The sequence below is a fragment of the Streptomyces sp. NPDC050842 genome (genome assembly GCF_044456565.1).
Lineage (GTDB): Bacteria > Actinomycetota > Actinomycetes > Streptomycetales > Streptomycetaceae > Streptomyces.
Genome location: NZ_JBITGA010000009.1, coordinates 303,171 through 319,543 on the forward strand (window position 1 = coordinate 303,171; position 16,373 = coordinate 319,543).

Genomic DNA, 16,373 nt, shown 5'->3' on the forward strand with positions numbered 1-16,373 from the left:
AGGGGAAGGCCCGCACCACCCGACAAGGAGTCCTGCGATGACGCACCAGGCCATGAACACCGCCGCCAAGACCGTCCTCATCTCCGGCGCCTCCATCGGCGGCCCCGCCCTCGCCCTCTGGCTGCACCGCTACGGCTTCGCCCCCACCGTCGTCGAGCGCGCCCCCGAGCTCCGCACCGGCGGCTACAAGGTCGACATCCGCGGCACCGCGATCGAGGTCTGCCGGCGGATGGGCGTCCTCGACGAGATCCGCGCCAAGTCCACGGACATGCGCGGCGGTTCGTACGTGGACGACGCCGGCCGCACCATCGGCGAGCTGCCCGCCGACATCTTCGGCGGACGCGTCGAGGAGGACGACGAGATCATGCGCGGCGACCTCGCCCGCATCCTCTACGACCGGACCCGCGACGACGTCGAGTACCTCTTCGACGACTCGATCGCCGCACTCGAAGACGGCCCCGAAGACACGGACGGGGTCACCGTGACCTTCGAGAGCGGCACCGTCCGCCGCTTCGACCTCGTCGTCGGCGCCGACGGACTGCACTCGAACACCCGGCGCCTGGTCTTCGGCGAGGAGGAGCGGTTCAAGCGCCACCTCGGCGCGTACATCTCCATCTTCACCGCCCCCAACCACCTGGGCCTGGACCGCTGGGAGACGTACCACGCCATCCCGGAGAAGCTGCTCTGCGTCTACAGCGCCTCGGGCGAGACGGACGCGAAGAACCTCTTCATCTTCTCCGCACCCGAGGACGTCCCCTACGACCTCCGGGACGTCACCGACCAGAAGCGGCTGCTCGCCGACACCTTCGCGGGGGACGGCTGGGAGGTCCCCCGGCTCCTGGGGCACGCGGCCGACGCCGACGACTTCTACCTCGACTCCATGGCCCTCGTCGAGATGGACCGCTGGTCGCGGGGGCGCGTCGTCCTCCTCGGCGACGCCGCCCACTGCTCCTCCCCCGCCTCCGGCCAGGGCACCGGCCTCGCCCTCACCGGCGCGTACGTCCTGGCGGGCGAGCTGGCCCGGGCGGGCGGCGACCACACCGTGGCCTTCGCCCGCTACGAGGAGCGGATGCGGCCGGGCGTGGAGCAGAACCAGAAGATGGCCGAGGGCTTCGTCAAGGAGATGACCGTCGGCTCGAAGTGGAAGATCGCCCTGCGCATGCTCATGGTGCGGACGCTGCCGAAGACGCCCTGGAAGAACCTCATCGCGAAGAAGATCCGCGACGGGATCCAGGCGGCGGCGAACGCGGTCCCGATCGAGGACTACGCGGCGCCCGCCGCACCGACCGCCGCCTCGACCCCCACGCCGCCCGCCACTCCGGCCACCACTCCGGCCACCGGCGACGGCACCCCGAGCCCTACCGTGACCGCATGACCGACTTCCACCACGCCCTCCGCTCCCTCCGGGTCTGGGACACCGAGCTGCCCTCCTTCGACCCCGCGGGCGCCCCGCCCGAGCCCCTCGCCCTCTTCCACGACTGGTTCGCGGAGGCGGTCGCGGCCGGCCAGACCGAGCCGCACACCCTCTCCCTGGCCACCGTGGACGAGGACGGCAGGCCCGACGTCCGTACGGTGATGCTGCACGACGCCGACGAGCGCGGCTGGCACTTCGCCTCGCACGCCGGCAGCGCCAAGGGCCGCCAGCTCGCCGCCCGCCCCGAGGCCGCCCTCGGCTTCTACTGGCCGGTCCAGGGCCGCCAGGTCCGGATCCGGGGCCACGTCACCACCGGCACCGCCGAGGAGGCGTACGAGGACCTCCACGCCCGCACCACCGGTGCCCTCGCCTCGGCGCTCGTCGGCCGGCAGAGCGAGGTCCTGGACTCCCCCGAGGCCCTCGCCGAGGCGAGCGCGGCGGCCTGGCGCCGGGCCGAGGCCGAACCGGAGGCCCACGCCCCCACCTGGACCCTGTACGTGGTCGAACCGGCCGAGGTCGAGTTCTTCCAGGGCGACGCCCGGCGCCGCCACCTCCGCCTCCGCTACCGCCGCGACCCGGCGACCGGCACCGGCTGGGTCCGCGAGCTGCTCTGGCCGTGAAAGCGGCGCACCATGGAAGTGGAGGTGTGAGAACCATGGCGACGTACATGGACGTGCACCGCGACATGGTGGGCATCACGGCCGAGCAGCTCAAGGAAGCCCACGCGGCCGACCTCGCCGTCGAGAAGGACGAGGGCGTCCACTTCGAGAGGGCGTGGGCCGACCCGGAGTCCGGAACGGTCTACTGCCTGTCGCACGGCCCCTCGATGGAATCCGTCCAGCGGGTCCACGCCCGCACGGGCCACCCGGCCGACGAGATCCACGAGGTGTCCCTCACGGTGTGAGGAATCCCCGAAGGGCACCCCTCACGGGGTGCCCCCCGCCCCGTACATCTCGTCGATCTCGCGCGCGAAGTCCCGCAGCACGGCCCGCCGTTTGAGCTTCAGCGACGGGGTCATGTGGCCCGAGCGCTCCGAGAACTCGGTCGTCAGGAGCCGGAAGGCGCGGATCGACTCGGCCCGCGAGACCAGCCGGTTGGCGTCGTCGACGGCCCGCTGGACCGCCGCGAGCAGCTCCTCGTCCCGGGTCAGCTCGAAGAGCGCCAGATGGTCCTTGTGCCGCATCCGCCGCCAGTGCGTGAGGCCCTCGTGGTCGAGGGTGATCAGGGCCGTGACGTACGGGCGGTCGTCGCCGACGACCATGCACTGGGCGACCAGCGGGTGGGCGCGCAGCCAGTCCTCCAGCGGGGCCGGAGCCACGTTCTTGCCGGCCGAGGTGATGAGGATGTCCTTCTTGCGGCCGGTGATCCGCAGGTAGCCGTCGTCGTCGAGCGAGCCGAGGTCGCCGGTGGGGAACCAGCCGTCGTCGGTGTACGGCACGGCCGCCCCGCGCTGGGCGTCCCAGTACCCGGCGAAGACGTGGGCGCCCTTGAGCCAGACCTCCCCGTCGTCGGCGATCCGGACGGCGGTGCCCGGCAGGGGCCAGCCGACGGTGCCGGTGCGCGGCCGCCGCGGCGGGGTGACCGTCGAGGCGGCCGTGGTCTCCGTCAGGCCGTACCCCTCGAAGACCTCGACGCCCGCGCCGTTGAAGAACTCGGCGAGCGGGGCGCCGAGCGGGGATCCGCCGCAGATCACGTACTTCACGCGGCCGCCGAGCGCGGCCCGGATCCGCCGGTAGACGAGCGGGTCGTACAGCGCCCGCGCGGCCCGCAGGGGCACCGAGGGGGCCGAAGTCCCGCCGTACCGGCGGGCGATCTTCGCGGCGCGGTCGAAGGCGGCGGCCTTGCCTCCGCGTTCGGCGGTGGCGCGGGCGGTGTTGAAGACCTTCTCCAGGACGTACGGGATGGCGAGGAGGAAGGTGGGCCGGAAGGCGGCGAGGTCGGTGAGGAGTTCCTCGCCCTCGACGGAGGGGGCGTGGCCGACGCGGACCCGGGCCCGTACACAGCCGACGGAGACCATCCGGCCGAAGACGTGCGAGAGCGGAAGGAAGAGGAGGGTGGCGGCGGGCTCCTTGCTCTCCGCGAGGAAGACGGGGTGGAGGAGCCGGACGGCGTTGTCGACCTCGGCGAAGAAGTTGGCGTGGGTGAGGGCGCAGCCCTTGGGGCGGCCGGTGGTGCCGGAGGTGTAGACGAGGGTGGCGAGGGTCTCGGGGGTGAGGAGTCCGCGCCGGGCGGTGACGGCCTCGTCGGCGACCCGAGCACCCGCTCTGCGGAGCAGGTCGACGGCGCCGGTGTCGAGGGCCCAGAGGTGGGCGAGGCCGGGGAGCTGGCGCCGTTCGGCGGAGACGAGTCGGGCCTGCTCGGGGTCCTCGACGACGCAGGCGGCGGCGCCGGAGTCCTGGAGGATCCAGCGGGTCTGGAAGGCGGACGAGGTGGGGTAGACGGGGACGGTGACGAGTCCCGCGGCCCAGGCGGCGAAGTCGATCAGGGTCCACTCGTAGGTGGTGCGGGCCATGAGGGCGAGCCGGTCGCCGGGGCGCAGGCCGTGGGCGATGAGCCCTTTGGCGACGGCGTGGACGTCGGCGGCGAAGCGGGACGCGGTGACGTCGTACCACTCGCCCTGCGGGTTCTTGCGGGAGAAGAGCGGGGCTTCGGGGTCCTGACGGGCGTTGTCGTACGGCAGGTCGGCGAGGGAGCCGCGGCGCACCTGGGGCACGAGGGCGGGCATGGAGACCTCCCGTACCCGCCCGTCCACCAGGAACTTCTGCGGCTCGACCGGCTCGGTCCCGGATGCGGCGGTGACGACGGACACGTGCGGCTCCTCGGTCTTCGCGATGAACTGAGGTCGTGCGTCGGTACGTTGCGCTCCTGGGGACCGCCGGCGGTGGCCGTGCCAGGTGATGACTAGCCGGTAACCTTACTGCGGGGTAAGCCTCAAGGGGGAGACCAGCGCTCGCTTTTCATGAGGTTTCCGAGCCCCGCCCACGCGAAGTTCATCAGCGTCGCGGCGGCGTCCCTGGCCGTCGTCCCGGGCGTCGAACCGGCCCAGTCGGCCAGCGACTCGGCGGCCCCGACGAGCGCCTGCGCGAGGGCCTCCACCTCCCGCCCGGCGACGCCCCCGTGTGCCTCCCCGAGCAACCCCGCCACGAAGGCCGCGATCCCCTCCCGCATCCGCGCCGCCTCGCTCGCGAACGGCTCCCCCTGCGTCCACGACCGCCGGCTCAGCATCACCCAGGCGTCCGGGTGGTCCGCGACGTACGTGAAGAAGGCGAGCAGCCCCGCCCACAGCTGCTCGTCGGCGGGCCGGCTCCGGTCCTCGACACCGGCGGCCACGGCGGCGAGCAGCGCGCCCGCCTCCCGCCGGATGCAGGCGGTGAACAGCTCCTCCTTGGAGCCCAGATACAGATAGACCAGCGGCTTGGAGACCCCCGCGAGCTCGGCGATCTCGTCCATGGACGCCGTCTGGTACCCGTGCCGGGCGAAGCAGCACACGGCCGCGTCCATCATCTGCCGCTCCCGGACGGCCCGCGGCAACCGCCGCGCCTTCGCGCCGTCGGTCATGGCGCCCACCCCTGTTTCCAAGATCGATCGGCTGCCCCGCCAAAGCCTACGTGCCCCCTGCCCGGACGGGGGCAGGGGGCACGAAGGCGTTCAGGCAGGGCTGGTGGTACGTCAGGCGGCGGCGGTGACCGCGACCTTCTGGTCGGTCTCGCCGACCGCGACCAGCTCGTCGAGCGGGGACGAGGAGGCGTTCGCGTACGCGGTGTGGTCGAGGATCTTCTCGCGGGCGGCGACGATCACCGGGACGAGCGCCTGACCTGCGACGTTCGTGGCCGTCCTGATCATGTCCAGGATCGGGTCGATCGCCATGAGGAGGCCGACGCCCTCCAGCGGGAGGCCGAGGGTGGAGAGGGTCAGCGTCAGCATGACCGTCGCGCCGGTCAGACCGGCGGTGGCCGCCGAGCCGATGACCGAGACGAAGGCGATCAGCAGGTAGTCGCCGATGCCGAGCTGGACGTCGAAGATCTGCGCGATGAAGATCGCGGCGAGCGCCGGGTAGATCGCGGCGCAGCCGTCCATCTTGGTGGTGGCGCCGAACGGGACGGCGAAGGAGGCGTACTCCTTCGGGACGCCGAGGCGCTCGGTGACCTTCTGGGTGACCGGCATGGTGCCGACCGAGGAGCGGGAGACGAAGGCCAGCTGGATGGCCGGCCAGGCGCCCTTGTAGAACTGGAGCGGGTTGACCTTGGCGACCGTGGCGAGCAGCAGCGGGTAGACGCCGAAGAGGACCAGGGCGCAGCCGATGTAGACGTCGGCGGTGAAGGTCGCGTACTTGCCGATCAGGTCCCAGCCGTAGTCGGCGATGGCGAAGCCGATGAGGCCGACGGTGCCGAGCGGGGCGAGGCGGATGACCCACCACAGGGCCTTCTGGAGGAGCTCCAGGATCGACTCGGAGAGCGTGAGGATCGGCTTGGCGCGGTCGCCGAGCTTGAGGGCGGCGATGCCGGCGACGGCGGCCATGAAGACGATCTGGAGGACGTTCAGCTCGGTGAAGGGCGTGATGACGTCCGACGGGATGATGCCCGTGAGGAAGTCGATCCAGGAACCCTCGCGCTTCGGCAGCTTGCCGTCCTGCGGGGTGAGGCCGGTGCCGGCGCCCGGGTTGGTGATCAGGCCGATCGCGAGGCCGATGGCGACCGCGATCAGCGAGGTGATCATGAACCAGAGCAGCGTGCGGGTGGCGAGCCTGGCGGCGTTGTTCACCTTCCGCAGGTTGGTGATCGAGACCAGGATCGCGAAGAAGACGAGCGGCGCGACGGCCAGCTTCAGCAGCTGGACGAAGATGTCGCCGACCTGGCCGAGGGTCTCCTTCAGCCAGGAGACGTCCTGGCTGCGGGCGATCCAGCCGAGCAGTGCGCCGAGGACGAGACCGGCGATGATCTGGGCCCAGAAGGGGATCTTGGGTATGCGCGAGGAAGCCGGGGACTTCTGCTCGGGTGTGGTCGCGGACGCGGACACAGACACACTCCACAGGTGCGTATCGGGGAATACGGGACGGGGGTGCGGCACACACGCGTTTTCACGCGGGCCGCTGCATGATGCCGGGTCAGAGCTCGCGGCAACAGACCGCGGACATACAGCGGCACAGATCGACGTGCAGGCGCGCCACGAGCGGGATGCTCGCGGCATGAGAGAGGCGCACTGCTGTCGTCATGTCGAACACGTTAACACTTGAACTTTGAGATCCTCAAAGCCATTCTTTGAGACCTGGAGAGGCCTCCGCGCCTCCGAAACGCAGAACACCCCAGGCAGGAGCCTGGGAAGCTCCAGCTGGGGTGGGTGGGATCCGGGAGGATCCGGGTGGATCTGTGACGAAGCTTACGCAGCCCTTATACGGGCTAGAGCGCGTCTTCCTGGGACCGGTTCGAGGCCAGCCGGCCCTTGGCGCGGTCGACCTTCTCGACGATCTCGACGCTCATGTCGTCGCGCTGCTTGCGCAGGAGGACGAAGCTGAGGGGGGCGGAGATGACGATGGCGAGGGCGAGGACCCAGAGCAGGTTCGAGTCGCCCAGGCCGCGCGGCAGCACGCCGACGTAGACGAGACCCCACAGGGCGAAGAAGCACCCGGCGAAGATGCCGAGCCGCATCAGCGAGTAGCGGAGCATGTCAGTCAGTCCACTCTTCCGTTCCGAAAAGTTCCCATACGGGACGAGCGCCCCTCCAGTGAAGCACGGCGAGGGGCGCTCGCCGGGAGCGGGGGGTTGAGCCGCGAGAGGTAATAGATAGGCTTCGCCCATGACCCTTACTTTCGAGGTCGATCCGGCGGTCGACCGGACCCTGCGCGACGGCGTGCTCGCCCTCTGGGCGGACGTCTCGAACGCGGGCGGCGCCGTCGGCTTCGTCCCCCCTGTGACCCCCGAGGCGATCCGCCCCGCACTGCTCAAGCACCTCGTCGCCATGACCGAGGGCGGTACGCGCCTGCTCGTCGGCCGCGACGAGGACGGCGAGGTCGCCGCCACCGCGTTCTTCACCTTCAACACCCACCCGCTGATGACCCACTGGGTGTGGCTCTACACGGTGATGGTCCACCCCCGCCACCAGGGCAAGGGCTACGGCGCCGACCTCATGGCGGCCGTCGAGCACACTGCCCGTACCGCCGAGGGCTTCGAGGCGATCGACGCGATCCGCCTGACCTGCCGAGGCGGCACCGGAGTCGACGGCTTCTACGCCAAGTCCGGGTACAAGGAGGTCGGCCGCGTCCCCGACGCGATCCGGGTCGCCCCCGGCGACGACCGCGACGACATCATCATGCTGCTGCCCCTGTGAGAAAAGGGCCGGCGGGGTGTCGCCGCCGGCCCTTCTCCTGGTGCCTCACACGTCGTCAGAAGCGCATCGACTGCGGCGTTTCGCGGCGGCTCGCGTCCGGGCCGTCGTACTCGCGGATGATCTCGTAGCGGGTGTTCCGCTCGACCGGGCGGAAGCCCGCGTCCCTGATCAGTTCCAGCAGGTCCTCGCGGCCCAGCTTGTTCGGCGTGCCGTAGTTGTCGGCGTCGTGCGTGATCTTGTACTCGACGACCGAGCCGTCCATGTCGTCCGCGCCGTGCTGGAGCGCGAGCTGCGCGGTCTGGACACCGTGCATGACCCAGAAGACCTTGACGTGCGGCACGTTGTCGAAGAGGAGCCGGGAGACCGCGAAGGTCTTCAGGGCCTCCGCGCCGGTCGCCATCGTCGTGCGCGCCTGGAGCTTGTTGCGGACCTTGCCGTCCTGCATGTCGACGAAGTCGTGCTGGTAGCGCAGCGGGATGAAGACCTGGAAGCCGCCGGTCTCGTCCTGGAGCTCACGCAGCCGCAGCACGTGGTCGACGCGGTGGCGCGGCTCCTCGATGTGCCCGTACAGCATCGTCGAAGGCGTCTTGAGGCCCTTGGAGTGCGCCAGGCGGTGGATCCGGGACCAGTCCTCCCAGTGGGTGCGGTGGTCCACGATGTGCTGCCGGACCTCCCAGTCGAAGATCTCGGCGCCGCCGCCGGTCAGGGACTCCAGACCGGCCTCGATCAGCTCGTCGAGGATGTCGGAGGCCGACATCCCGGAGATCGTCTCGAAGTGGTGGATCTCCGTGGCGGTGAAGGCCTTGAGGGAGACGTTCGGCAGGGCCTTCTTGAGCTCGGAGAGCGAGCGCGGGTAGTACCGCCAGGGCAGGTTGGGGTGCAGCCCGTTGACGATGTGCAGCTCGGTGAGGTTGTCGTTCTCCATCGCCTTCGCGAGACGCACGGCCTCTTCGATGCGCATGGTGTACGCGTCCTTCTCGCCCGGCTTGCGCTGGAAGGAGCAGTACGCGCAGGAGGCGGTGCACACGTTCGTCATGTTGAGGTGACGGTTGACGTTGAAGTGCACCACGTCGCCGTTCTTGCGGGTCCGGACCTCGTGGGCCAGCCCGCCGAGCCAGGCGAGGTCATCGGACTCGTACAGGGCGATGCCGTCCTCGCGGCTCAGCCGCTCACCGTCCCGGACCTTCTGCTCAAGTTCGCGCTTGAGGCCTACATCTTTGATAGATGCGGTCATGAACGGCCGCCTCCCTCTCGTCTTCCACGTCTCCGAAATCAGGCTCCACCACCGTACTCTCAGCCCTCTTCGGGCAGGTCCCCGACCCGGTTCTCCCACTTGGTGGAGAGCACGATCGTCGTACGGGTGCGGGAGACGCCCTTCGTGCCGCTGAGGCGGCGGATCGTCTTCTCCAGGCCGTCGACGTCGCCGACGCGGACCTTGAGCATGTACGAGTCGTCACCGGCGATGAACCAGCAGTCCTCGATCTCGGCGAGGTCCTTCAGACGGCGCGCCACGTCCTCGTGGTCGGCGGCGTCCGAGAGGGAGATGCCGATGAGGGCGGTGACGCCGAGGCCGAGCGAGGCGGCGTCGACGGTGGCGCGGTAGCCCGTGATGACCCCGGCCGCCTCAAGACGGTTGATGCGGTCGGTGACGGAGGGGCCGGAGAGCCCGACGAGCCGGCCGAGCTCGGCGTACGAGGCACGACCGTTCTCGCGCAGAGCCTGGATGAGCTGCCTGTCCACGGCGTCCATAGGTATGAGGCCTTCCATTGTCCAGCGATACCGCGAGTTTAGGTATAGAATCTAAGGTACACAGGGAAGACGCCCTGTGAATCTTTCAGTTGATCAAAGACGATCTTTCAGGAGTGGTGTTCACCGTGTACACGATCGAGATGGCCTACGCCCGTATGCGCGAGCTGCAGGACCTGGCCAACCGCTCGCGTGCCCACCAGTCGACCTCCGCCTCGAAGCGCGCCGCGAAGAAGCGCGCCAAGAAGCGCTAATCAGCCTGGAGAGCCGCACCCAGCTCTCCCTCCCACCGGCGGTACAGCCGATGCGGCACACCTGCCGCGTCCAGCACCCGCCCGGCGACGAAGTCCACCAGATCCTGGATGTGCGTCGCCCCCGCGTAGAACGCCGGAGAGGCGGGCAGCACCACGGCGCCCGCCTCGTCCAGCGCCACCATGTGCTTGAGCGTCTGACCGTTCAGCGGGGTCTCCCGCACGGCGACCACCAGCGGCCGCCGCTCCTTCAGCGTCACGCTCGCGACCCGCTGCAGCAGGTCCTTCGAGAGCCCGAGTGCCACTCCCGCCACCGCGGCGGTCGAGGCCGGCACCACCAGCATCCCCTTCGCCGGGTACGAGCCCGAGGACGGCCCCGCGGCCAGATCCCCGGCCGCCCAGTACCGGACGTCGTCGAGAGCGTCCCCGACCTCGAACGTGCCGGGCTTCCCGTCGGCGCCCCGCGCCAGCCAGGTCCCCAGGTCCTCGCGCCAGTGCGCGTCCCGGAAGGAGATGCCCGTCTCGTCGAGGAGCGTGAGCCGCGAGGCCCTCGACACGACGAGGTCGACGCTCTCGCCCGCGGCGAGCAACCCCCTCAGTACGGCGGCCGCGTACGGCGTACCCGACGCGCCCGAAACCCCCACCACCCAGGGCCGACGACTCTTCATCTCCTGCGACTCCACGACAGTGAGCCTATCCGGCCGGGAAAAGCCAGGCCTGAGCACGGCACGCTCCCGGCCCCGACCCGGCCCCGGACCACCTCGGTCAGGCGTCCGGTCAGGCGTCCCGGAAGCGCAGCAGCCGCTTGGCCGTGGCCCTCATGAGGCGGTCCGCCTCGGTGAGGGGAAGGCGTTCGCGGCGGTAGCGGAGCGAGGGGCGGCCCTCGGCCCCGAACCCCTCCTTGAAGCGCGCGAGCGAGGACCCCGGACGGGAGTCGCCCATGATGTAGAACCCGCGGCCCTCGGCACACGCGTCCTCGATCGCGAGCCGCTGCAGGAGGAAGCTCGCCCGCACCGGATGGGCCAGTTCCTTGTCCATCGCGCCGCGCCAGTACTTCGCCCAGCCTCCGTACGACACCACCACCAGGCCGGCGGCCGGCTCCCCGTCCACGCGGGCCAGGTAGACGGCGCACGAGGCGCCGAACCGGTCGGCGACCGCCTCCAGGTACCGCCGCGGAAACGCCCGGGACCTGCGCAGGCGGGCGAGCGCCGGAGGCTCGTGCTGCTGCCGGGCCCACCGCTGCATGGACGTCTCGTACAGCCCGTAGAACTCCCCCACCAGCCGGCCCTCGCGGTCGATCTCCACCTCGACGGCCGACCGCTCCCCCCTGCGCGCGTCGCGCCTGGCCCGCTGGTGGAAGCGCTGGTCCCAGACGGTGCCGAAGCCCCCGCTCAGGTCCAGTACGTGCGTCGTGAGCCCCTCGGCGACGAAGTCGGGCGGTGCGGCGGACGGCCACACCGGGTCGGCGTCCGGCCCGAACCGCACGCCGACCCGCAGCGCCGGGCGCCGGGCCAGGTCGCGGAAGACGACCCGGGCCTCCTCCGCGTCGGGCGCGCCCGGGGACGCCATGGGCCCGCCGATCCCCCAGACGGACGGAAAGGACTCCTCGGCGGTCAGCCGCCCGGGCAGTCCGCGCCGCCGGACGAGGGGGACGAGGACCCGGCGGCCGCCCTCGAAGGCGTACAGCCGGCTGGCGTCCTCGTACGGTCCCGTGTCGCAGACGCAGTCGAGCCAGGACGGGGTCTGGGTGACCAGGGTGGCCCCGTCCTCCTCGGCCAGCCGCCACCAGACGTCGCGCGGGGCCGGGGACGTCACCCGCACAGGGCCCGCGGCGGTGGTCCGCGCGAGGACCTCCACCGTGCTCATCGCCGCGCCACCACCTCGGTGAGGACCGGCACCACGTTGCCGGCCACCCAGCGGCGACTGCGTCCGTAGCGCGCGGACTTGGCCGCGTTCCCCGCCACGTGCCACAGCCAGGTGAGCAGCGGCAGCAGGGCCTCGTCGGACTCCTGCCCCGGGGGCGGGACGTCGGAATGGGCGAGCAGGGCGCGGTCCTCGGGCAGCAGCCCGCCGCGGCGCACGGCGTCGGCCACGATGCGCCCCAGTTCCCGCCGCTCGCGCTGCCGCCGCAGCGTGAGGACGAAGAGGTACGAGTCGACGGCGCACGGCCCGTCGGGGCGCGCGTCCGCCCAGTCGATCACTCCGGACAGCGCCCCGCTCTCCTCGTCCACCAGGATGTTCCCGGGGTGGTAGTCGCCGTGGGTCCAGGCTGCGGTCAGGGTGCGTCCGGCCAGGCCGCCGTTGAGGCGCTCCCGCAGGGCCCGTACGGCGGCCGTGCCGCGGGCCCCGCCGCACCAGGGGACCTCCTGGGCCAGCACCGCCAGGCGGGCGTCCACCCAGTCGACGGTCCTGCGCTCGGCCCGCTCCGGGCGGCCGGTCGCGCGGTGCAGGGCCGCGACGGAGTCGAGCGCCGCGACGGCCAGGGGCCAGGCCCTGCCGGGTGCGCGCCGGAGCAGTACGTCTCCCTCGACACCCGGCAGGCAGCGCTCCGCCACGAGCAGCAGCCGGCCGTCGTACCGCAGCTCCTCGGCCGGCGGCAGCAGCCGTCGCCACTCCCCGACCCGGTCGTCCCCGGCCAGTTCCCGCAGGGCCGCGCAACCGTGGGTGAGGGATCCGGCCGCGCGGGCACTGCGCGGGTACTTGATGACGAGGGGATCCGTGGCGCGGTCGTCCAGGCGGAACACCAGCAGGTCGGAGACGGTCCGCTCCAGCCGGTGCAGATCGCGGTAGCGGACGTCCCGGCCGCGCAGCAGACCGGCGAGGCGGCGGGCCCGCACCAGGTCGAGCGGCCGCGTCAGGAGCGGGTTCGGATCGAGCGGAAGGAAGCCGCTCCATCCCGACCGTCCGGGGCCGGGCCGGTCCCCCGGCACGGTCCGGGGGAGCGCGGTGTCCACGGATCCTCCCGGCCATTCATCGAATGAATGCGGATATTTCACTCTAACCATGCCTTGACGACCTCCGCGCGCCGCTCGCCCTCACCTCCCGGCCGACACGGCGTGCGACGGTGCCGAGGAACCGGACGGCCTCGGCCACGGCCGGCAGCGGGTCCTCGCGGCTGAGCCAGGCCCGCTCGGTCTCCGGTCCCGGCAGCAGACCGGGCGGGAGCCGGTGCTCCTCGCGCAGCCACGCCGCCACGGACGGCAGGTCGAGCTGTCCGGCCACGAACACCCGCCCCTCGACCAGCGGACCCCGGGGCACGTCACGGCCCGTCAGGTCGAGATGCATGGCCCGTACGACGTCGACGCCGTCGACGTTCTCGAACAGCCGGAACTGGGCGCCGGTCCGCGGATTGAAGTCCACCAGCTTGTAGCGCTCGTCGCGGCGGTCGTAGCGCCAGTCGAGGTCCGCCGCGCCGCTGTAGCCGATCCGGCGGCACAGGTCCGCGGCCAGCTTCACGAGGGTGGGGTTGCCCAGCGCCACGGCCCGGGTCGTCACCCCGGCGTACGGCGGCCAGGACCGCAGCTTCAGACCGGTGAACGCGACCCGGGGCTCGCCCCCGAATCCGCAGTACAGATGGGTGATCCAGTCCTCCGCCCACTCCCTCGGGATGTACTCCTGCACCAGGAGCGGGGGCAGGACGCCCGGCTCGAACCGGTCCAGGAGTCCGCGCTCGTCGCGGACCGCGGTGGTGCCGCCCACGGCCGGGTTGCGCAGCCTGGTCCACGCGTCGCGGTTCTTCAGCACGACGGGGTAGCCCAGCTCCCTGCCCGCGTCGACGAGTTCGTCGCGGGTGACGGGCACCCTGGTGCGCGGCGACGGGACCCCCAGCTCCTCGCAGAGCACGTGCAGGCTCGCCTTTCCGGCGAGGAGTCGCGGCAGGCCCGGAGGCACCCGGGGCAGCAGGAAGCACTCGGACAGGGCGTCGTAGTGCTCCGCTATCAGGATCGCGGCCTCGTCGTCGGTCGGCACGGGGACGCAGCGCGTACCGACGGACCGGCCGATGTCGAGCAGGGCCGCGACGAGCTCGTCCTGCCGCTCCAGGCCGGTCGTCGGCCGGACGAAGGCGCGGGACAGGTGGCGGGAGAGCGCGACCGGGGTGAGCCGGTCCTCGACGACGGCGTGGACGGTGACGCCCGCCCGGCCGAGGCTGCGCACCACGCCGAGCCCGCCGTGGTGCTGGGGGTACCCGCCGACCTTGGCGAGGAGCGCGGGCACCGCCGGATCGAGGGAGGGGTCGCCCGGCGCGCGCTGCCTCACGGCTCTCCCTTCGGCGGGTTTCCGGGGGCCCGACGTCCTCATCAGGCCCCACAGCAGGGGGCGTTCTAGAATTACCACCACTATGTCCCTTTTGCGACTTCCCGAAAGGTGCGGTCCCGCCGAACAGGTCATGGACGTTTCCTGATGAGCGGGCAGCCCGCCGCCGAGCAGTCCGCCGCCGAGCAGACCACCGCCCCGGCGGCGCGCACCCGGGCCGACGTCGTCCGCGTCCGGGCCGCACGGGTGGTCCTGCCCGTCTCGGTCGCCCTCTGGCTGCTGTCGCTGCGCTCGGTCCCGCTCGACAAGATGCGGGACCTCGGACTGCTCCAGGTGCTGCCCCCGCTCTTCTGGGTCGCGACGGCCCTGCTCACGCTGGGTTTCCTGCTGGCCCTGAGCGACCGCCGCACCCACAGCGCCTGGCTGGCCGGCTACGTCTTCGCGCTGATCGCCCTGATCCACGCCACGCCCACGCTGCTGTACCCGACCCTGCGCTACTCCTGGGCCTGGAAACACCTGGCGGTCATCGACGCGGTGAACCGGCACGGCGGCGACGTGCCGAACGCGGACAAGTTCTCCGTCTACAACGAGTGGCCGGGCTTCTTCGACCTCCACGCGATGTTCCTGCGGACCACCGGCCTGGATTCGGCCGTCGGGTACGCCTCCTGGACGCCCCCGGTCGCCAACGTCCTGCTGCTCGCCCCGCTGCTCCTGGTGTACCGGAGCGTGACCCGCGACCGGCGGCTCGTGTGGGGCGCGGTCTGGATCTTCTACAGCTGCTCCTGGGTGGGCCAGGACTACTTCGCGCCGCAGTCCTTCGCCTTCCTCCTCTTCCTGACCGTGATCGCCCTCCTGTACCGGCAGCTGCCGTCGTCGATGCTCCCCCGCCCTGATCCGGACCGCCGGGACGGCTGGCCGCCCGGGCTCCTCGTGGTGGTCGTGGTGATCGTGGCCGCGATCGTGGTCTCCCACCCGCTCACGCCGCTGATGCTGATCAGCGCCATGGCCATGCTGTCCTTCCCCCGCCGCAGCCGACGGCTTGCCCTGCCGGTGCTGATCGCCGCGGTCGTCCTCACCGCCGTCTGGGACGCGACCGTGGCCCGGTCGTACATCTCCGTCAACATCAGCGCCGTCATCCAGTCCCTCACCGAGCCCGACCAGAACGTCGCCTCCGGCCTTGCCGCGCTGGGCGACGCCGCTCCGGGACAGATCCTGCTGTCCTGGGTCGACCGCGGTCTGTCGGCCGCGGTCGCCCTCCTGGCTCTGGCCGGCATGCTGATCCGCCGGTGGACCTGGCGCACCGGCCTGCCCCTGCTGGCCGTGGCCCCGCTGCCGCTGCTCGCCGTCAACGCCTACGGCGGCGAGATGCTCTTCCGGGCCTACCTCTTCGCGCTGCCCGCCGCCGCGTTCCTGGTGGCGGCCCTCCTGCTGCCGACGAGCGACCGGCGGGGCGTCGCGCGCACGCTCGCCGTCTACCCCGTCCTCCTCGCCATGCTCGGCGGGCTGGTCTTCGGCTACTTCGGCAAGGAAGCCCTGAACCAGTACACGCTCAAGGAGGTCGCCGCCGCCCGCTACGTGATCGAGAACGCCCCACCGGGCTCGACGATCGTCTCGCTCACCGCCGACGTGCCCGACCTCGACCTGGACTACGAGAAACACCGCCGGGTCCAGCTGGCCTACCAGGACGAGGACGACCTGCGGCAGATGGTCGTCGACCCACTGGAAGGGGTGACCGGGTTCATCTACGGCGCCACCGAGGAGAAGCCCGCGTACGTCGTGCTCACCCGCGCCCAGGACATGAACCTCTACGTCACCGGGGCCCTGCCGGCCGACGTCTCGGAGCGGCTGCAGGCCGCGCTGGCCGGCGCGCCGGGCTTCACCCGCGTCTACGACAACGGCGACGCGATCGTCTACCGCTACGTGACACCGCCACCGGACTGAGGAGGCACCCGTGAACCTCCCGCCGATCCTCCCGCGCCTGGGACTCGCCGCCTCCGGGTGGCTCGCGCTGCTCGCCACGACGCTTCCCGACGCCGCCCCGGTGCGGGTGGCCGTCGTCACCGCGTTCCTGCTCGCCTGCCCGGGGCTCGCGGCCCTGCGCGTCCTGCGGCCGGCCGGCAGCCCGCTGTGGGGCAACCCGGCCGCGGCCCTGGAGACCGCCCTCGTCAGCCTCGTGCTCGGTCTCGCGACGGCGACCCTCGTGGCCGTCGCGCTCTTCCTCGGCGGTGTCTTCACCGCCACCCGGTCCCTCCTCGTCCTCGCCGTCCTGACCTCCGTCCTGGCCCTGCTGCCCGGCCGCTCCGGCGCGCGGAACCGGGACACGGAGGTGCACGCTGGTTGAAGAGCCCTTCCGCACCGAGGAAGCCCGCACGGGAGAGGAGGCG

General features: G+C 71.6%; 17 protein-coding genes. 7 read left to right on the plus strand and 10 right to left on the minus strand.

The genetic code is table 11. From position 1 onward, the window contains the following. The first annotated feature begins 37 nt into the window (after positions 1-37). The 3 genes from ACIBG6_RS29380 to ACIBG6_RS29390 are packed head-to-tail and all read left to right on the plus strand — an operon-like array spanning position 38 to position 2,318. Positions 38-1,375: an FAD-dependent monooxygenase gene (locus ACIBG6_RS29380; RefSeq protein ID WP_399225684.1), complete on the plus strand. Its 1,338-nt coding sequence runs from the start codon at positions 38-40 to the stop codon at positions 1,373-1,375. Then, positions 1,372-2,034 carry a pyridoxal 5'-phosphate synthase gene (locus tag ACIBG6_RS29385; protein WP_399225685.1) on the plus strand — a complete coding sequence of 221 codons (663 nt, stop codon included), beginning with the start codon at positions 1,372-1,374 and terminating at the stop codon, positions 2,032-2,034. Before ACIBG6_RS29380 ends, ACIBG6_RS29385 begins: the two co-directional genes overlap by 4 nt. 35 nt (positions 2,035-2,069) lie before the next feature. Beyond that, positions 2,070-2,318: an SCO4226 family nickel-binding protein gene (locus tag ACIBG6_RS29390; RefSeq protein WP_399225686.1), complete on the plus strand. Its 249-nt coding sequence runs from the start codon at positions 2,070-2,072 to the stop codon at positions 2,316-2,318. 21 nt (positions 2,319-2,339) lie between these two features. Here the strand turns inward: ACIBG6_RS29390 and ACIBG6_RS29395 are convergent, their stop codons facing one another. The 4 genes from ACIBG6_RS29395 to ACIBG6_RS29410 all read right to left on the minus strand — a co-directional run bounded on the left by ACIBG6_RS29395 (position 2,340) and on the right by ACIBG6_RS29410 (position 7,077). Next, the gene (locus ACIBG6_RS29395) at positions 2,340-4,139 is read right to left on the minus strand and encodes an AMP-dependent synthetase/ligase (protein WP_399225790.1); all 1,800 of its coding nucleotides are present in this window, start codon (positions 4,137-4,139) and stop codon (positions 2,340-2,342) included. Positions 4,140-4,345: 206 nt separating this feature from the next. After that, the gene (locus ACIBG6_RS29400) at positions 4,346-4,972 is read right to left on the minus strand and encodes a TetR/AcrR family transcriptional regulator (RefSeq protein WP_399225687.1); all 627 of its coding nucleotides are present in this window, start codon (positions 4,970-4,972) and stop codon (positions 4,346-4,348) included. Between the two features lie 111 nt (positions 4,973-5,083). Further along, a complete protein-coding gene (locus ACIBG6_RS29405) occupies positions 5,084-6,430 on the minus strand; it encodes a dicarboxylate/amino acid:cation symporter (RefSeq protein WP_399225688.1) in 1,347 nt (448 codons plus the stop codon). 380 nt (positions 6,431-6,810) lie between these two features. Then, the gene (locus tag ACIBG6_RS29410; protein ID WP_399225689.1) at positions 6,811-7,077 is read right to left on the minus strand and encodes a DUF4229 domain-containing protein; all 267 of its coding nucleotides are present in this window, start codon (positions 7,075-7,077) and stop codon (positions 6,811-6,813) included. Positions 7,078-7,207: 130 nt separating this feature from the next. On the opposite strand from ACIBG6_RS29410, the gene ACIBG6_RS29415 reads away from it, so the two are divergent. Next, positions 7,208-7,738 (plus strand): GNAT family N-acetyltransferase, encoded by a 531-nt coding sequence (locus ACIBG6_RS29415; protein WP_399225690.1) that lies wholly within the window; start codon positions 7,208-7,210, stop codon positions 7,736-7,738. Between the two features lie 55 nt (positions 7,739-7,793). Here the strand turns inward: ACIBG6_RS29415 and mqnE are convergent, their stop codons facing one another. Next, on the minus strand, positions 7,794-8,972 hold the full coding sequence (mqnE, locus tag ACIBG6_RS29420) for an aminofutalosine synthase MqnE (RefSeq protein ID WP_399225692.1): 1,179 nt from the start codon (positions 8,970-8,972) through the stop codon (positions 7,794-7,796). Positions 8,973-9,031: 59 nt separating this feature from the next. Further along, positions 9,032-9,487, minus strand: coding sequence for an Lrp/AsnC family transcriptional regulator (locus tag ACIBG6_RS29425; protein WP_399225693.1), 456 nt, complete (start codon positions 9,485-9,487; stop codon positions 9,032-9,034). Positions 9,488-9,612: 125 nt separating this feature from the next. Between ACIBG6_RS29425 and ACIBG6_RS29430 the strand changes: the two genes are divergently transcribed. Continuing rightward, positions 9,613-9,738, plus strand: a complete 126-nt coding sequence (locus ACIBG6_RS29430) for a hypothetical protein (RefSeq protein ID WP_361973296.1) — start codon at positions 9,613-9,615, stop codon at positions 9,736-9,738. Here ACIBG6_RS29430 and ACIBG6_RS29435 read toward each other — a convergent pair. From ACIBG6_RS29435 to ACIBG6_RS29450, 4 genes are all read right to left on the minus strand, one after another. After that, the gene (locus ACIBG6_RS29435; RefSeq protein WP_399225791.1) at positions 9,735-10,403 is read right to left on the minus strand and encodes a UbiX family flavin prenyltransferase; all 669 of its coding nucleotides are present in this window, start codon (positions 10,401-10,403) and stop codon (positions 9,735-9,737) included. The genes ACIBG6_RS29430 and ACIBG6_RS29435 overlap by 4 nt on opposite strands. 109 nt (positions 10,404-10,512) lie before the next feature. Beyond that, positions 10,513-11,601: a GNAT family N-acetyltransferase gene (locus tag ACIBG6_RS29440; protein ID WP_399225694.1), complete on the minus strand. Its 1,089-nt coding sequence runs from the start codon at positions 11,599-11,601 to the stop codon at positions 10,513-10,515. After that, positions 11,598-12,689: a phosphotransferase family protein gene (locus tag ACIBG6_RS29445; RefSeq protein WP_399225695.1), complete on the minus strand. Its 1,092-nt coding sequence runs from the start codon at positions 12,687-12,689 to the stop codon at positions 11,598-11,600. The genes ACIBG6_RS29440 and ACIBG6_RS29445 overlap by 4 nt, the downstream gene beginning before the upstream one ends. Positions 12,690-12,732: 43 nt before the next feature. Continuing rightward, positions 12,733-13,992: an ATP-grasp domain-containing protein gene (locus ACIBG6_RS29450; protein ID WP_399225696.1), complete on the minus strand. Its 1,260-nt coding sequence runs from the start codon at positions 13,990-13,992 to the stop codon at positions 12,733-12,735. Positions 13,993-14,136: 144 nt separating this feature from the next. On the opposite strand from ACIBG6_RS29450, the gene ACIBG6_RS29455 reads away from it, so the two are divergent. Together ACIBG6_RS29455 and ACIBG6_RS29460 are read left to right on the plus strand one after the other, a co-directional pair. Next, positions 14,137-15,930 (plus strand): glycosyltransferase, encoded by a 1,794-nt coding sequence (locus tag ACIBG6_RS29455; RefSeq protein WP_399225697.1) that lies wholly within the window; start codon positions 14,137-14,139, stop codon positions 15,928-15,930. Between the two features lie 10 nt (positions 15,931-15,940). Beyond that, positions 15,941-16,330: a hypothetical protein gene (locus tag ACIBG6_RS29460; RefSeq protein WP_399225698.1), complete on the plus strand. Its 390-nt coding sequence runs from the start codon at positions 15,941-15,943 to the stop codon at positions 16,328-16,330. The last annotated feature ends 43 nt before the right edge of the window (positions 16,331-16,373 follow it).

Coding starts and splice junctions, on each gene's coding strand:
- ACIBG6_RS29415 (WP_399225690.1), top strand. CDS start 7,208: ATGACCCTTACTTTCGAGGTCGATCCGGCGGTCGACCGGACCCTGCGC.
- ACIBG6_RS29425 (WP_399225693.1), bottom strand. CDS start 9,487: ATGGACGCCGTGGACAGGCAGCTCATCCAGGCTCTGCGCGAGAACGGT.
- ACIBG6_RS29390 (WP_399225686.1), top strand. CDS start 2,070: ATGGCGACGTACATGGACGTGCACCGCGACATGGTGGGCATCACGGCC.
- ACIBG6_RS29400 (WP_399225687.1), bottom strand. CDS start 4,972: ATGACCGACGGCGCGAAGGCGCGGCGGTTGCCGCGGGCCGTCCGGGAG.
- mqnE (WP_399225692.1), bottom strand. CDS start 8,972: ATGACCGCATCTATCAAAGATGTAGGCCTCAAGCGCGAACTTGAGCAG.
- ACIBG6_RS29385 (WP_399225685.1), top strand. CDS start 1,372: ATGACCGACTTCCACCACGCCCTCCGCTCCCTCCGGGTCTGGGACACC.
- ACIBG6_RS29410 (WP_399225689.1), bottom strand. CDS start 7,077: ATGCTCCGCTACTCGCTGATGCGGCTCGGCATCTTCGCCGGGTGCTTC.
- ACIBG6_RS29455 (WP_399225697.1), top strand. CDS start 14,137: ATGAGCGGGCAGCCCGCCGCCGAGCAGTCCGCCGCCGAGCAGACCACC.
- ACIBG6_RS29380 (WP_399225684.1), top strand. CDS start 38: ATGACGCACCAGGCCATGAACACCGCCGCCAAGACCGTCCTCATCTCC.
- ACIBG6_RS29435 (WP_399225791.1), bottom strand. CDS start 10,403: ATGAAGAGTCGTCGGCCCTGGGTGGTGGGGGTTTCGGGCGCGTCGGGT.
- ACIBG6_RS29440 (WP_399225694.1), bottom strand. CDS start 11,601: ATGAGCACGGTGGAGGTCCTCGCGCGGACCACCGCCGCGGGCCCTGTG.
- ACIBG6_RS29395 (WP_399225790.1), bottom strand. CDS start 4,139: ATGCCCGCCCTCGTGCCCCAGGTGCGCCGCGGCTCCCTCGCCGACCTG.